Source organism: Micromonospora sp. NPDC050187, from assembly GCF_044459745.1.
GTDB lineage: Bacteria > Actinomycetota > Actinomycetes > Mycobacteriales > Micromonosporaceae > Micromonospora.
The window spans coordinates 275,899-290,365 of record NZ_JBITJH010000001.1 but is presented as its reverse complement, the minus strand read 5'-3'; the positions used below and the strand labels follow the sequence as shown (position 1 = coordinate 290,365).

The following is a 14,467-nucleotide window of genomic DNA, read 5'->3' as shown; positions in this document are numbered from 1 at the left end:
ATGCGCATCGCCATCGCCGGGGCGGGCAACGTGGGCCGCTCGATCGCCCAGGAGCTCATCGACAACGGCCACCAGGTGATGCTCATCGAGCGCCAGCCCCGGATGCTCCGCCCGGACCGGGTGCCGGGCGCCGACTGGGTGCTGGCGGACGCGTGCGAGCTGAGCAGCCTCGAGGAGGCCGAGCTCGCCGGCTGCGACGTGGTGGTCGCGGCGACCGGCGACGACAAGGTCAACCTGGTGGTCTCCCTGCTGGCCAAGACCGAGTTCGCGGTGCCCAGGGTGGTGGCCCGGGTCAACCGCGCGGAGAACGAGTGGCTCTTCACCGAACAGTGGGGAGTCGACGTCGCGGTGAGCAAGCCTCGGGTGATGGCCGCCCTGGTCGAGGAGGCGGTCACCGTCGGCGACCTGGTCCGGCTGATGACGTTCCGGCAGGGCGAGGCGAACCTGGTCGAGATCACCCTGCCCCCGGCCGCCCCCTACGTCGGGCAGCCGCTGCGGGACGTGCCGCTGCCCCGGGACAGCGCCCTGGTGGCCATCGTGCGCGGCCGGCGGGTGCTGGTGCCCAGCCCCGACGACACCATCGAGGTCGGCGACGAACTGGTCTTCGTCTGCACCGCCGAGGTCGAGGACGCGGTCCGCGCGGTGGTCCTCGGCCCGGACAGCGTGGAACGCACCCGCAACGGCGGCTGACCCCGCCGCTCCCGCCGCGTTGATCAAGAAGTTCACGTCAGGATCCGGGCCGACCGGTGACGCCAACCTCTTGATCGACCGGGTGGGGCGGGCAGCGGTGAGGGGCGGGTGGACGGGCGGGGGGGGTGCGGCTCAGGCGTTGGGGGTGGCGGGGGTGGCGGGGGTGGCGGCGGGCTCCCTGGTCACCCGGCGCACCACCCAGACGGTGATCAGCAGCAGCAGCGCGTACGGCGGGTAGCCGAGCGCCAGCCGGGCGATGCCCAGCGCGGTGTCCATGTCGGCGAGGTAGAGCGCGGCCTGCACGCCCACCTTGGCCAACCAGACCACACCCCAGAGCGCGGTCAGCCAGGTGAACGTACGCACCAGCCGGGGATCCCGCCGCCACTCGGACTTGCCGCCGGCGGCCAGCACGGACCAGATCCACCCGACCAGCGGTTGCCGGATCACGGCCGAGCCGAGCAGCACCAGCCCGTACGCGATGCCGTAGAGGATGCCGGGCAGGTAGAAGGTCTTCTCGTCGCCGGTACGCCAGGCGATCGCCGCGCCGATCCCGACGCCGAAGAGACCGTTGACCGCGTGCCGGACCGGGCGACGCTGGACCAGGCGCAGCGCGGCGATCAGCAGTGCCACCCCGACCGACGCGATGATCGCCGGCCGCAGGTCGGTGACGATGTTGGCCGCCACGAAGACGACCACCGGCACGCTGGACTCGACCAGCCCACGCCAGCCGCCGAGCTGGTCGGCCATCTGCTCGGCGAGGGTCGGCAGGCGTTCCTCGTCGGACGAGTCGTCCCGGGGCGGGGCGGTCGGGTGCTGCCCAGTGGTCATCGGTACGTCCTCCGCTCGCGGGCCCGTCACCGTGGCGACTCGAGCTCGTAGTACGGGTTGTAGATGACCTTACGGTCGTCCCGCACGGCCACCCGCCCCCGTGCGGTGAGGTGCCGGCCCGGCTCGATGCCGGCGATGTGCCGGCGGCCGAGCCAGACCAGGGTCACCACGTCACTGCCGTCGTAGAGGTCGGCCTCCAGCGTCGGCAGGTTGGTCCGGGGCGTGTACACCACGGTACGCAACCGGCCGGACACGGAGACGACCTGCCCGCGCCGGCACTGCCGGGCGGGGACGCCGCCACACTCGGCGCTCTCCCGACGCAGCTCCTGTGCCTCGATCTCGGCCTCGTCGGCGGTGAGCCGGCGCAGCAGGCGACGCAGCGACACCCGCCCCTCGTCGGTCACCATGACCTCCGCGTCACCCTCTCCACGCCGACCGGCGGACCGGTCCCGGCCGGGCCCGGAACCGGGCCGGCGTACCCGTCAGCGTACGCCGACGGTCGGGCTTCCCGGTGCCGCCGGTCGGCGACCGCCGGTCAGGCCTCGACGGAGCCGTCGGCGCCCTGTGCCGCCGCCTGCGCCTGGTGCTGGTCCGCGACCTCCCGGGGCAGCCGCAGCGGCAGCGGCTCACGCACCGGCTTCGCCTCCTGACCCCGGTCGACCACCAGCCCGTCGAGGCACTCGGCCAGCGGACCGGCCGCCGCCGGGTCGACCGCCGCGACGCCCTGGTAGACACCCCGAACCATCCAGCGCGGGCCGTCCACCCCGATGAACCGCAGGTCGGTGATGCCGTCCGGGGTGCGAACCCGGGCCCGCAGTTCGGTGCCGTACTCCCCCGACACCTCCTGGGCGGCGGCCCCGTCGTTGAACAACGACTGCCGGATCTCCTCGCGTACCTCGTCCCAGATGCCGTCGCTGCGCGGCGCGGCGAAGACCCCGAGCTGGAGCGCGTTCTCCCCGTGCACCAGCACGACCTGCTGGACCACGCCCTGCGGGTCGGCCTGCACCCGCACCTCCACCCCGGGCACCGCCGGGATGTGCAGGCTGCCCAGGTCGAGTCGCTGGACGTCGTCGGACATCTCGGAGATGTCGTACGGGCCACGGGCCGGCGTGCTCGCGGTCGCCTCGTCGGTGTCCTGCCCGACCCGGGACTCCGCGGCCCGCTCGTCGCGGGCGTGCCGCCCGGAACCGGCCCGCTTTCGGGAGAAGATCACTGCGCCCACCCTCCGCTGTTCGCACTCACCGTGCCACCTCTTCCGTCTGGTCGCCCCGCCGCACCGTCGGCCGGCGGTGGGACGAGGCCGGCGTGCCCGCCGGTCGACCCGTGTCCACCGACCCCACGGCGCGAGTCGGGCAGCTCGGTCACCGGATGGAAATCGGCCCGCTCCACCCGCTGCACAACGAGCTGCGCGATCCGATCGCCACGGGAGATCCTCGCCGGGCTCACCTGATCGTGGTTGATCAGGTTGACCATGATCTCACCCCGGTAGCCGGCGTCGACCGTACCGGGAGCGTTGAGCACCGTCACGCCGAGCCGGGCGGCGAGTCCGGAGCGCGGGTGCACCAGACCGACGTACCCGTCGGGCAGCGCCAGGGCGACGCCGGTGGGCACCAGGGCCCGCTCGCCGGGCGCCAGGTCGACGTCGACGGCCGCCACCAGGTCGGCCCCGGCGTCGCCGGGATGGGCGTACGCCGGCAGCGGCAGCTGCGGATCGAGCTGCCGCACGGGTACGGGTACGGGGTCGTTCACGTCTCGCCTCTTCCTCCGGTCGCTCCGGTGACCCTGCCATCCTGCCGGTTCGGACGCCCGCGCCGCGCCGTACCCTCGGACTGTGAGCCTGTCGCCTTCCTCCCCGCCCAGCCCGCCCGGCGAGCACGCCGAGCGGCTCACCCTGCCGTGGTGGCTCTGGCTGGGCGGCGTCGCGGTCGCGGTGCTGCTCGCCGTCGAGATCTGGATGGGCGCCCCCGGCCTGCGGGCCTGGCTGCCGTTCGTGGTGCTCCTGCCGGCCACCGCCGCCGGGCTGTGGTGGCTGGGGCGGATCCGCGTCGCGGTCGGCGACGGCGAGCTGCGGGTGGACGACGCCCGGCTGCCGGTGCGCTTCGTGGCCGACGTGGTGCCGCTGGACGCGGACGGTCGGCGCGAGGTGCTCGGCGTCGGTGCCGACCCGCTGGCCTTCGTGGTGCAGCGGCCGTGGATCGGTGGGGCGGTGCAGGTGCTGCTCGACGACCCGGCCGACCCGACCCCGTTCTGGGTGGTCAGCACCCGGCACCCGGTGCGGCTCGCGGCGGCCCTGCTGGCGGCCCGCGACGCCGCCGCCGGCCGGCAGGAGACCGTCTCCGCCGAGGCCGGCCCGACCGGCAACTGAGGCCCGGCGGCCGGCGGTCAGGACGCGATCGGCGGCAGGCCGGGCAGCCCACGACGCTGCCAGCGCAGGTCGGCCCGGATCTGGTCGCCGACCGAGCGGGTCGCCCGCCGGTTGAGGTAGCTGGCCACCGCCGCGCCGGTGAGGAACGGCCCGAGCGTGGTCAGGTTACGGCCGAAGCGCTTGAGCAGGCTGTCCCGCAGTTCCCTCCGGGCAGCCGTGCCGAGCACCGCCGCCACCCCGACGCCGGGCGCCATCGGATTGATGCCCCGTTGGCTGGCCCAGGAGTGCAGCAACGCCACCGCGCGCGGGGTGCCACCCCCCGGCAGCGGGACGCCGTAGACCTCATGCAGTTCGCCGATCAGCTTCAGCTCGATCGCCACGACGGCGACCGTCTCCGCCGCCAGCAGCACCGGCGCGGAGAGCAGGGTCGGGGTGACCGCCCACTCCACTGCGGCGATGCCGCCACCGGCCGCCCCCACCCCGGCCGTCGCCCGGGAGGCGTTGCGGACCAGGCGTTCGGCGAGCGCCTCGCCGTCCAGCCCCTCGTGGTGGCGACGCAGGGTGGCCAGGTCCCGTACGGGCACGTACGGCGCGATCTCGCCGACCGTCTCGGTCATCCAGCGCAGGGCGGCCCGGGGCTTGAACAGGTCGGTCAGACCCCGGGCGCGGGCCTGACCGACCAACCGGGTCAGCAGCTGTCGACGCCGCCCGGCGGGAAGGTCGTCGGCGGTCAGTGCCGCGACGGTCGCCCCCAGTTCGTCGCCGGCCGACGGGCCCCCCGGTCCGCCGTCGGGCGACGGGCCCCCTGATCCGCCGTCGGGAGACGGGCCCGACCCCGTCGTGGTCGCCGGCTCCGGGGTCGGCTCCGTCCCGCGTCCGCTCATACCGTCGCCCTCCGTGTCGTGCGCTGTCCGGGACACCACCCGTACCGTCACCGAGTGAAGCAGCTCCCGTACACCGGCGCACGACGATCGCGTCCCGCGACGTCTCCGTGGAGCCGTCGCGGGACGCGGTCAGACGCACTCGCGGCAGATCAGTTCCCCGTTGCGCTCGGTCGCGAGCTGACTGCGGTGGTGGACCAGGAAGCAGCGGGCACATCGGAACTCGTCCTGCTGCATCGGTAGCACCTTGACTGTCAGCTCCTCGTCGGCCAGGTCAGCGCCGGGCAGCTCGAAGCTCTCGGCCACCTCGGCCTCGTCGACGTCCACGGCACCCGACTGTGAGTCGACCCGCCGGGCCTTGAGCTCTTCCAGGCTGTCCTCGCCGAGGTCGACCTCGTCGCGACGCGGGGCGTCGTAGTCGGTGGCCATCGGTTTCACTCTCCCATTTCGATATGGTCGCTACCCGGTTGTCACGCCGGACGACGCTGTCCCGGTTCCGCTGGCCGGCCACCACAGTGTCGGTCACCCGACCCGACGGCCAGTCGGGTCGGGGCTTGCCAGAGGAACGTCCCCCAGCGAGCGCGGTACCTACCCCCCTCTGGGCGAGGCATGTATACCGCTCTCGTGGCATGGATGTACGCCCTCGTCCCCAAAGATGTTCCCAATGTGACTCAGGCGACACGAAGATAGGGGTAGTACTACCCGCTCGCCGGTCGGCACGCCGGCGTGTCCGGCTGTTTCCACGCGTCCGCCGGACAACCGATAACCTCAGCGGCGTACCCGACGGCCCGTCCGTACGGCCGCCCCGTCGTGGGCCGTCCTCGTCCACCTCTCCCGGGGGAGCGCCCAGATGAGCTTTGCGCGAGTGCGAGCACTCGTTGTCGTCGGTCTGCTGGCGGCCTGCGCGCTGGTCTTCGCGGTCGTGGCGCTGGTCAAGGACAGCCAGAGCGACGCCGGTGCCACGAAGGGCTGCCCGGCGGGGTGGCCGGTGGCCGACGTCACCCTGCGCGAATCCAAGGACGTCAAGATCAACGTCTACAACGCCACGGAGAAGGTGGGCGTGGCCACCAGCGTGGCGGACGACTTCCGGAACCGGAAGTTCCAGGTGAAGAAGGCCGGCAACGACCCGCAGAAGCGCGCCGTCGACGAGGTGGCCGCCCTGCGGTACGGGCCGAAGGGTGTCGGCTCGGCCCACCTGCTCCGCGCGTACTTCCTCAACCAGGCCGTCTACGAGTACGACGCCAAGCGTGAGGACGACGTGGTGGACGTGGTGATCGGCAACTCGTTCCAGCAGCTCGCCACCACCACCGAGGTCAACCAGTCCCTCGGCGACCTCGGGTCGCCCCAGGCACCGGAGAACACCTGCCCGGCCTCGGTCGACAACTAGCCGACCGCCCGCCGACCCGCCGCCGTCCGGTCCGGGGCCCCGGACCGGACGGCGGGCGTCACGGCCCGCCGGAGGCGTCCAGATCGGCGAGGCGGTCGTGCAGCGCCTCGTGCAGGGCGGGTGGTGCCGCGACCAGCATGTCCGGGCCGGGGACACGTCCCCGCAGCCCGGTGACGCGCAACCCCGCCTCGGCGGCCACCAGGGCGCCGGCGGCCATGTCCCAGGCGGCCAGCCCCTTCTCGTAGTACGCGTCCACCCGTCCCTCGGCGGCCAGGCAGAGGTCGAGCGCGGCGGCACCGAGCCGGCGGATGTCCCGTACGTGCGGGATCAGTCCGGCGACCACCCGCGCCTGGTGTGCCCGCCGGGCCGGGTCATAGCCGAATCCGGTGGCGACCAGGGCCTGACCGAGATCGGTCTCCACCGAGCCGCGCAGCCGCCGTCCCTCGCGGTACGCGCCGCCGCCGAGGGTGGCGGTCCACTCGTCACCGGTGGCGATGTTGCGGACCACGCCGGCGACCACCCGGCCGTCGACCTCGGCCGCCAGCGACACCGCGTGGTACGGCAGGCCGTAGAGGTAGTTGACCGTGCCGTCGATCGGGTCGACGATCCACCGGACGCCCCCCGCGACGGCCGGTGAGCCCTCGCCGTACTCCTCGCCCAACACCGCGTCCCCGGGGCGCAGCCGGCGCAGTTCCCCGGTGACCTGCTCCTCCACCGCCCGGTCGGCGGCGGTCACCACGTCGGTGGCGGTGCTCTTGGTCGCGACCGCCGCGACCCCCTCGCCCCGCATCCGGTGGGCCGTCGCGGCCGCCGCCCGGACGACCCCGACGGCGACCTCGAGCAGTTCCTCCGGCCTCACCGCGCCCATGGTGTCCCCTTCCGCACGTCCGGGTCGTCCCGGTGTCGCCCGCGAGTATCATCCCTACAAAGTCCACAAGTTCGCCAATTTCGCGGCCCCCGGCCGCCGGTACGCCGTGCGGCGCAGGATGATCGCCGCAGACGGCGTTACAATTCACCCCTGCCCACGCGCCACGGACCGCCAGACGACCGGCCGGCCCGGGACACGGGGGTCCCTCAACCACATCGCCCGACGCGGTGCCCCATGCTGCGCTGGACGAACCCGGCCGTGCTCGCTCATCGCCTCCGGAAGGTCATTCGTGACAGAACCCCGCCACACCGGCGCCGACGTACGCTCGCTCACCGACACGCTGATCGCCCACGCGCAGAGCGCCGGCGGCCAGTTGACGTCGGCCCAGCTCGCGCGCACCGTCGAGTCCGCTGAGGTGACTCCGGCCCAGGCCAAGAAGATCCTGCGCGCGCTCTCCGACGCGGGCGTGACCGTGGTGGTCGACGGTTCGGCGAGCACCCGCCGCCGGGTCGCCGCCGCCCGGTCGGCCACACCGGCGTCCCGGGCCACCACCGCCAAGACCACCAAGAAGACGGCCGCCCCGGCGCCGAAGCAGGCCCCCGCCGCCGAGGAGACGACGCCGGCCCCGCGTAAGGCGACCCCCCGCAAGGCCGCCGGCGCGACCGCCGAGGGGGCCGCCAAGGCGACACCGGCCAAGGCCGCCAAGGCGACCCGGGCCACCAAGGCGACGGCCGCCGGGGCGGGCCCCGGCGCCCCGACCAAGGCGGCCGGCAAGGCCAAGGGTGAGGGTCCCGAGGGCGACATCGATCCCGAGGAACTCGCCGCCGAGATCGAGGACGTGGTGGTCGAGGAGCCGGTCGAGCTGACCCGGGCCGCCGAGGCCGACGCGGCCAGTTCCGCCAGCGACAACGACTTCGAGTGGGACGACGAGGAGTCCGAGGCCCTCAAGCAGGCACGGCGGGACGCCGAGCTCACCGCCTCCGCCGACTCCGTCCGGGCGTACCTCAAGCAGATCGGCAAGGTGCCGCTGCTCAACGCCGAGCAGGAGGTGGAGCTCGCCAAGCGGATCGAGGCGGGGCTCTACGCCGCCGAGCGGCTGCGCCTCGCCGAGGAGGGCGAGGAGAAGTTCACCCGCGACATGCAGCGCGACCTGGGCTGGATCTCGCGGGACGGCGAGCGGGCCAAGAACCACCTGCTGGAGGCGAACCTGCGGCTGGTGGTCTCCCTCGCCAAGCGGTACACCGGGCGGGGCATGGCCTTCCTCGACCTCATCCAGGAGGGCAACCTCGGCCTGATCCGCGCCGTCGAGAAGTTCGACTACACCAAGGGCTACAAGTTCTCCACCTACGCCACCTGGTGGATCCGCCAGGCCATCACCCGCGCCATGGCCGACCAGGCCCGCACCATCCGCATCCCGGTGCACATGGTCGAGGTGATCAACAAGCTCGGCCGCATCCAGCGTGAGCTGCTCCAGGACCTGGGCCGCGAGCCCACTCCGGAGGAGCTGGCCAAGGAGATGGACATCACACCCGAGAAGGTGCTGGAGATCCAGCAGTACGCTCGGGAGCCGATCTCTCTGGACCAGACCATCGGTGACGAAGGGGACAGCCAGCTCGGCGACTTCATCGAGGACTCGGAGGCCGTGGTCGCGGTCGACGCGGTGTCGTTCTCGCTGCTGCAGGACCAGCTCCAGCAGGTCCTGCAGACGCTCTCCGAGCGCGAGGCGGGTGTGGTCCGGCTGCGGTTCGGCCTGACCGACGGTCAGCCACGGACGCTGGACGAGATCGGCCAGGTCTACGGCGTGACCCGGGAGCGAATCCGGCAGATCGAGTCCAAGACGATGTCGAAGCTCCGTCACCCGTCCCGCTCCCAGGTTCTCCGTGACTACCTGGACTGAGCGGTTCCGTCAACAAACGGTGTCGGTTTGATCACCACGCGTACAACACACCCCGGCGACCGGGCGGTTGCACGATTGTGATCGTTGACGTGGCACCCTTGGTGCACGGCACACTGTCTCCCATGTGTGACCCCGGTCCCCCGCGGGCACACTGGGAAGGCAGGGCCCGGCAAGGGTGTTGCACGATAGGTGAGCAATGACCGACGAGAGTGTTCATCGGTGACGACCAGAGGAGGAAGGCGATGACCCCGACCCTCACGCCGCCGCCCGAGACGGTGGCTCCCCCAGCCGCCGATGAACGGTGCGACCGCTGCAATGCTGCCGGCAAGCTCCGCATCACTCTGGCTGGTGGGAGCGAGCTGGTGTTCTGTGGGCACCACGCGAACAAGTACGCGGAAGATCTCGTGAAGATCACCGTGCGGTACGCGACGGACCCGGAGTTCAGCTGGCGTGGCGCCGATCTGATGGCGAACTAACCGCAAAACCGACATAAGTCAGGACCGGGAGTCCCACGGGGCTCCCGGTCCTCTCGTATGCCCGGCCCGACCCTCAGCCGCCCCGCCGGGCCCGACCCCGGCGGCCTGCCGGGCAGGGCGAGCGGGCGGTCAGAGGGTCTGGACGGTGGCGATACGTTCCTCGAGCTGCTCGATGGTGGCCTGAGCACTCGGCGGCCCCCCACAGAGCCGACGCAGCTCCGCGTGGATCTTGCCGTGTGGCTGGCCGGTCCGATGGTGCCGGGCAGCCACCAGGGCGTTGAGCTGTCGCCGGAGGGCCACCCGCCGTTGGGCGGCGCTCATCGGCGGCGGTGCCGGCGGCGCGACGGCCACCGGTTCCGCGGTCCGGGTGGCGGCGCGGCGGCGCTGGGCGGCGAGTTGCTCGGCCTGCCGTTTGCTCAGCAGCAGCGAGACCTGGTCGGCGGTGAGCAGGCCGGGCAGGCCGAGATACTCCTCCTCCTCGGGGGTGCCCGCCTGGGCGGCGGTGCCGAACGAGGCACCGTCGAAGATCACCTGGTCCAGCTCGGCGGTGGCGGAGAGTGCGGTGAAACGCTTCTCCAGCTCGCCACTGGCCTGATCGTCCCGCTGGGCCCGCTCCAGCAGGTCGTCGTCGAAACCCTCCCGCTCCTTGGGCTTGCCGAGCACGTGGTCGCGTTCGGCCTCCATCTCGCTGGCCAGCCCGAGCAGGTGCGGCACGCTCGGCAGGAAGACCGAGGCGGTTTCCCCGGGGCGACGGGCCCGGACGAACCGCCCGATCGCCTGGGCGAAGTACAGCGGCGTGCTGGCACTGGTCGCGTAGACGCCGACCGCCAGGCGGGGAATGTCGACCCCCTCGGAGACCATCCGCACCGCGACCATCCACCGCTGGTCGGACGTGGAGAAGGTGGCGATCCGGGCCGAGGCGCCGACGTCGTCGGAGAGGACCACGGCGGCCTTCTCACCGGTCACCTGTTCGATCAGCTTGGCGTACGAGCGAGCGGTCTGCTGGTCGCTGGCGATCACCAGTCCACCGGCGTCGCCCATCCCCGCCTTACGCAGCACCGTCAGTCGGGCGTCCGCGGCACGCAGAACCTGCGGCATCCAGTCGCCGGCCGGGTCGAGGGCGGTGCGCCAGGCCTGCGCGACGAGATCCTGGGTCATCGGCTCGCCGAGCCGGGCAGCCAGTTCGTCCCCCGCGTTGGTGCGCCACCGGGTCTCCCCCGAGTACGCCAGGAAGAGCACCGGTCGGACCACACCGTCGCGGAGCGCGTCGGAGTAGCCGTAGACCGAGTCGGCGCGGGAGCGGAGCAGGCCGTCCCCACCCCGCTCGTAGGTGACGAACGGGATGGGGTTGTCGTCGGAGCGGAACGGGGTACCGGTGAGCATCAACCGACGCACGGCCGGCTCGAAGGCCGCCTTCACTCCGTCACCCCAGGAACGGGAGTCCCCGGCGTGGTGGATCTCGTCGAGGATGACCAGGGTCCGACGCGTCAGGGTGCGACGTTTGTGCACGTGCGGGGCCATGCCGACCTGCGCGTAGGTGACCACCGCGCCGTGGAAATCGGCGGAGGAGTGCAGGTCCGCGTTGCGGAAGGCGGCGTCGAGCTGGATGCCGATCCGGGCCGCCGCCAGTGCCCACTGGGTCTTCAGGTGCTCGGTCGGCGCGACCACGGTGACCGCGTCGACGGTGCCGTCGACGAGCAGCTCCGCGGCGATCCGCAGGGCGAAGGTGGTCTTACCCGCTCCGGGGGTGGCGACCGCCGTGAAGTCGGGATCCCGACGGCGCAGGTACTCCACCAGGGCCCTGCGCTGCCAGGCACGTAGTGGCGGAAACGTCTCGATCGCCGGCAACGGGGCAGGCACGCAACCGCTCCTCTCCGACCGCCGTAGGTTCTTCCGACCGCCGCAGGCGGAACCCGGCCGGGGGCCACGGGTACCGCCGCCCATGAAAACGCCTCCGCGTCGGATGCCGCGAAGGCCGGATCAGCATAACCAGGACACCCCCGTGGGTGCCCGGCGACACCACGCGCCCTCGGTCACACCCACCACGCCCCACCCGCACCCCCGGCCCTGACCGCCGAAGTGGTTACGCGGCGCTCCCTGTCCGCCGACGTGGTTGCAGGGGTCCCCTCCTCGGCAGAAAGCGGCAGGAAGGGGCCCTTGCAACCACCCAACAGCCACGCAACAACCACCCAACAGCCACGCAACAGCCACCCGGCGACGGCCCGACGACCGCCCTCCGCCGGATCGGGCGTCAGGAGGCGGGCGGCCCGTCGGGGGTGTGGGGTGGGAGGCGGAAGGTGGACACCGGGGCGGACCAGCGCCGGCGCAGGGCGACCAGGCGAAGCCCGAAGACCAGGGTCGCAGCGGCGGTCAGCGGGGCGGGGCCGGTGCGGCCGAGGCCGTCCAGTACCACCACGGCGACCGCGCCGAGCAGGGCGGCGACCGCGTAGATCTCCCGGCGCAGTACGACCGGGATCTCCCCGGTGAGCAGGTCCCGACCGAGGCCGCCGCCGATCCCGGTCAGCATGCCGACCAGGCACGCGCCGACCGGCGGCACCTGAGCGTCCAGGGCGCGGAGCGTGCCGGTGACCGTGAAGAGGGCCAGTCCGGCCGCGTCCAGCACCAGCACGGTGGTCCGCAACCGGGCGAGGTGGGGGTGCCACCGGAACACGATCGCCGAGGTGGCCACGGCGGTGGCGGCGTAACGCCAGTCGGCGAAGGCGAGTGGTGGGACCTCGTCGACGACGAGGTCCCGGAGGATGCCGCCGCCGAGCGCGGCCACGAAGCCGACGAACACGACACCGAAGAGGTCGAGCCGTTTGGCCACCGCGGCGGAGGCTCCGGACGCGGCGAAGACGGCCACGCCGACCAGGTCGGCCAGAAGCAGGGCGGTGGAGGTGGTCACCGCCGCAGGTTACGTGGGCGGCCGGAGGGGCCGCCCATGGTCAGTCACCCCAGGAGTCGTAGATCTCCTTGCACTTGGGACAGACCGGAGAACCGGGCTTGGCCGCCTTGGTCACCGGGAACTTCTCCCCGCAGAGCGCGATCACGAACGTGCCCATCACGGCACTTTCGGCGATCTTGTCTTTCCGGACGTAGTGGAACATCTCCGGACCGGTATCGGCATCCTTCAGCTCCGGACGCTCGAGAACCTCTGTGCTCACGTCACACCTCCAACTTTTCAGTCTGGCAGGTCACTTCCGCATGGTCCACCGGAGAGGTCCCGGGCCCGCATCGTACGGTGGCGGCGTGACCGACTTTCACATTCAACAAGGCGGCGAGGTGGCCGAGGCGCTGCGGGCGGGACGTCCGGTGGTCGCCCTGGAGAGCACCATCGTCTCGCACGGCCTGCCCCGGCCGGACAACCTGCGGGTGGCTCGACAGATCGAACAGGCGGTACGGGACGCCGGCGCGGTGCCGGCGACCATCGGCATGGTGGGCGGTCGGCTGGTGGTGGGGCTCGACGACACCGAGCTGACCCGGCTGGCCACCGCCGACGGCGTGGCGAAGCTCTCCGTACGCGATCTGGCGGTGGCGGCGGCGGCCGGCGTCGACGGCGCGACGACGGTCGCCGCGACCAGTGCGGTGGCCGCCGCTGCGGGGATCCGGGTCTTCGCCACCGGTGGGCTCGGTGGGGTGCACCGGGAGGCCGCGCAGTCCTTCGACGAGTCGGCCGACCTGACCACCCTGGCCCGCACCCCGATCGCGGTGGTCTGCGCCGGGGTCAAGTCGATCCTCGACGTCGGGGCAACCCTGGAACGGATGGAGACGCTCGGCGTCGGAGTGGTGGGCTACCGCACGCGCCGGTTCCCGGGCTTCTTCGTCACCGACGGCGGCTTCGACCTGGACTGGTCGGTCGAGACGCCCGAGCAGGTGGCGGCGGTGCTGGCCGCCCGTGCCGCGCACGGCCTGCACGACGGCGGACTGGTGGTGGCCAACCCGCTTCCCGTCGACGAGCAGCTCGACCGGGACCTGCACGACCGCACCCTCGCCGACGGGCTGGCCCTGCTCGACCGGGACGGCGTGACCGGCAAGGCGGTGACGCCGTATCTGCTCGCCCACTTCCACTCGGCCACCGAGGGGGCGAGTCTGGCGGTGAACGTCCGGATCATCCTGCGCAACGCGGACCTGGCCGCGCGGATCGCGGTGGCCGCCGCCGGGACCGTCGCCGGATGAGCCGTCCGGGTCGGGTGGTCGTGGTCGGTGACGTCGTGACCGACGTGGTCGCGGTGGTCGCCGGCCCGCTGGCGACCGGTTCGGACACCCCGGCCGCGATCCGGGTCGGCGGAGGCGGGCAGGGCGCGAACACGGCCGCCTGGCTGGCCGAGGTCGGCATGCCGGTCACCCTGGTCGGGGCGGTCGGCGACGACGAGGCGGGCCGGGCGCGCGTCGTCGAGCTGACCGGTGGCGGGGTGGACTGCGCGGTCACCGCGTGCGGCGACCGGCCGACCGGCAGCGTGGTGGTGCTCGCCTCGGGCGAGGAGCGGACCATGCTCACCGAGCGCGGGGCGAACGAGCGGTTGACCGAGGCGCACGTCCGGCACGCCCTGGCCGCGCTGCCGGACGCGCGGCACCTGCACCTGTCGGCGTATCCGCTGCTGGACGCCGCGACGCGCGACGCGGGACTGGCGGCGTTGGCCGCCGCACGCGCGGGCGGACTCAGCACCAGCGTCGACGCCGCCTCTGCGGCGCCGCTGCGGCGGGTCGGCGCGGCGGCCTTCCTCGACTGGGTACGCGACGTCGACCTGCTCCTGGTCAACTCCGACGAGGCGGAGGCGCTCGCCGGTGGCGCCGATCCGACGCAGCGGGCCCGGGCGCTGACCGCCACGGCACGGCACGTGGTGGTCAAGTGCGGGTCGGCGGGGGCGGTGTGGGCCGGGCCGGACGGCTTGGTGACGACCGCACCCGCGCGACGGGTGGCGGTGGTCGACGTCACCGGGGCCGGGGACGCCTTCGCGGCCGGACTGCTCGCCGGCTGGCTGGCCGGGGCGACCCCGACGGCGGCGCTGGCCCGCGCCGGTGAGCTGGGTGCCCGCGTGGTCGGTCAGATCGGCGCGCGGCCGGCGCGGTGAGGC

At 73.0% G+C, this 14,467-nt stretch carries 17 protein-coding genes; 7 read left to right on the top strand and 10 right to left on the bottom strand.

Features of this window, described 5'->3' with window-relative positions:
- Positions 1 to 690, top strand: a complete 690-nt coding sequence (locus tag ACIBJE_RS01320) for a potassium channel family protein (RefSeq protein ID WP_396741535.1) — start codon at positions 1 to 3, stop codon at positions 688 to 690.
- 132 nt (positions 691 to 822) lie between these two features.
- On the opposite strand, the gene ACIBJE_RS01315 is transcribed toward ACIBJE_RS01320, so the two are convergent.
- The 4 genes from ACIBJE_RS01315 to dut all read right to left on the bottom strand — a co-directional run bounded on the left by ACIBJE_RS01315 (position 823) and on the right by dut (position 3,267).
- The gene (locus ACIBJE_RS01315; RefSeq protein ID WP_396741534.1) at positions 823 to 1,518 is read right to left on the bottom strand and encodes a DUF3159 domain-containing protein; all 696 of its coding nucleotides are present in this window, start codon (positions 1,516 to 1,518) and stop codon (positions 823 to 825) included.
- A gap of 26 nt (positions 1,519 to 1,544) precedes the next feature.
- On the bottom strand, positions 1,545 to 1,925 hold the full coding sequence (locus ACIBJE_RS01310) for an OB-fold nucleic acid binding domain-containing protein (protein WP_396741532.1): 381 nt from the start codon (positions 1,923 to 1,925) through the stop codon (positions 1,545 to 1,547).
- Between the two features lie 128 nt (positions 1,926 to 2,053).
- On the bottom strand, positions 2,054 to 2,731 hold the full coding sequence (locus tag ACIBJE_RS01305; protein WP_396741531.1) for a DUF3710 domain-containing protein: 678 nt from the start codon (positions 2,729 to 2,731) through the stop codon (positions 2,054 to 2,056).
- Entirely contained in the window at positions 2,728 to 3,267 is a 540-nt protein-coding gene (dut, locus tag ACIBJE_RS01300) for a dUTP diphosphatase (RefSeq protein WP_396741529.1), read from the bottom strand. Before dut ends, ACIBJE_RS01305 begins: the two co-directional genes overlap by 4 nt.
- A gap of 82 nt (positions 3,268 to 3,349) precedes the next feature.
- Here dut and ACIBJE_RS01295 point away from each other — a divergent pair, with 82 nt between their 5' ends.
- Complete coding sequence (locus tag ACIBJE_RS01295; RefSeq protein ID WP_396741527.1) at positions 3,350 to 3,883, top strand: DUF3093 domain-containing protein; 534 nt, start codon at positions 3,350 to 3,352, stop codon at positions 3,881 to 3,883.
- A gap of 17 nt (positions 3,884 to 3,900) precedes the next feature.
- Here ACIBJE_RS01295 and ACIBJE_RS01290 read toward each other — a convergent pair whose 3' ends face one another.
- Positions 3,901 to 4,767, bottom strand: coding sequence for a hypothetical protein (locus tag ACIBJE_RS01290; RefSeq protein WP_396741525.1), 867 nt, complete (start codon positions 4,765 to 4,767; stop codon positions 3,901 to 3,903).
- Between the two features lie 129 nt (positions 4,768 to 4,896).
- Positions 4,897 to 5,193 (bottom strand): DUF4193 domain-containing protein, encoded by a 297-nt coding sequence (locus tag ACIBJE_RS01285; protein WP_088980060.1) that lies wholly within the window; start codon positions 5,191 to 5,193, stop codon positions 4,897 to 4,899.
- Between the two features lie 436 nt (positions 5,194 to 5,629).
- Here ACIBJE_RS01285 and ACIBJE_RS01280 point away from each other — a divergent pair, with 436 nt between their 5' ends.
- On the top strand, positions 5,630 to 6,151 hold the full coding sequence (locus tag ACIBJE_RS01280; protein ID WP_396742210.1) for a LytR C-terminal domain-containing protein: 522 nt from the start codon (positions 5,630 to 5,632) through the stop codon (positions 6,149 to 6,151).
- Positions 6,152 to 6,209: 58 nt separating this feature from the next.
- Here ACIBJE_RS01280 and ACIBJE_RS01275 read toward each other — a convergent pair whose 3' ends face one another.
- The gene (locus ACIBJE_RS01275) at positions 6,210 to 7,019 is read right to left on the bottom strand and encodes an inositol monophosphatase family protein (protein WP_396741523.1); all 810 of its coding nucleotides are present in this window, start codon (positions 7,017 to 7,019) and stop codon (positions 6,210 to 6,212) included.
- A gap of 289 nt (positions 7,020 to 7,308) precedes the next feature.
- On the opposite strand from ACIBJE_RS01275, the gene ACIBJE_RS01270 reads away from it, so the two are divergent.
- Positions 7,309 to 8,916 (top strand): RNA polymerase sigma factor, encoded by a 1,608-nt coding sequence (locus ACIBJE_RS01270; protein WP_396741521.1) that lies wholly within the window; start codon positions 7,309 to 7,311, stop codon positions 8,914 to 8,916.
- 242 nt (positions 8,917 to 9,158) lie between these two features.
- Positions 9,159 to 9,392, top strand: a complete 234-nt coding sequence (locus ACIBJE_RS01265; RefSeq protein ID WP_036374862.1) for a hypothetical protein — start codon at positions 9,159 to 9,161, stop codon at positions 9,390 to 9,392.
- A gap of 129 nt (positions 9,393 to 9,521) precedes the next feature.
- On the opposite strand, the gene ACIBJE_RS01260 is transcribed toward ACIBJE_RS01265, so the two are convergent.
- The 3 genes from ACIBJE_RS01260 to ACIBJE_RS01250 form a co-directional block, all read right to left on the bottom strand.
- Positions 9,522 to 11,252 carry a DEAD/DEAH box helicase gene (locus ACIBJE_RS01260; protein ID WP_396741519.1) on the bottom strand — a complete coding sequence of 577 codons (1,731 nt, stop codon included), beginning with the start codon at positions 11,250 to 11,252 and terminating at the stop codon, positions 9,522 to 9,524.
- A 391-nt stretch (positions 11,253 to 11,643) separates the two neighbouring features.
- Positions 11,644 to 12,297 (bottom strand): trimeric intracellular cation channel family protein, encoded by a 654-nt coding sequence (locus ACIBJE_RS01255; RefSeq protein WP_396741517.1) that lies wholly within the window; start codon positions 12,295 to 12,297, stop codon positions 11,644 to 11,646.
- A gap of 40 nt (positions 12,298 to 12,337) precedes the next feature.
- Positions 12,338 to 12,556: a DUF3039 domain-containing protein gene (locus tag ACIBJE_RS01250; protein ID WP_396741515.1), complete on the bottom strand. Its 219-nt coding sequence runs from the start codon at positions 12,554 to 12,556 to the stop codon at positions 12,338 to 12,340.
- 85 nt (positions 12,557 to 12,641) lie between these two features.
- Between ACIBJE_RS01250 and ACIBJE_RS01245 the strand changes: the two genes are divergently transcribed.
- Both ACIBJE_RS01245 and ACIBJE_RS01240 read left to right on the top strand, forming a co-directional pair.
- Complete coding sequence (locus ACIBJE_RS01245; RefSeq protein ID WP_396741513.1) at positions 12,642 to 13,568, top strand: pseudouridine-5'-phosphate glycosidase; 927 nt, start codon at positions 12,642 to 12,644, stop codon at positions 13,566 to 13,568.
- Positions 13,565 to 14,464: a carbohydrate kinase family protein gene (locus ACIBJE_RS01240; protein WP_396741511.1), complete on the top strand. Its 900-nt coding sequence runs from the start codon at positions 13,565 to 13,567 to the stop codon at positions 14,462 to 14,464. Before ACIBJE_RS01245 ends, ACIBJE_RS01240 begins: the two co-directional genes overlap by 4 nt.
- The last annotated feature ends 3 nt before the right edge of the window (positions 14,465 to 14,467 follow it).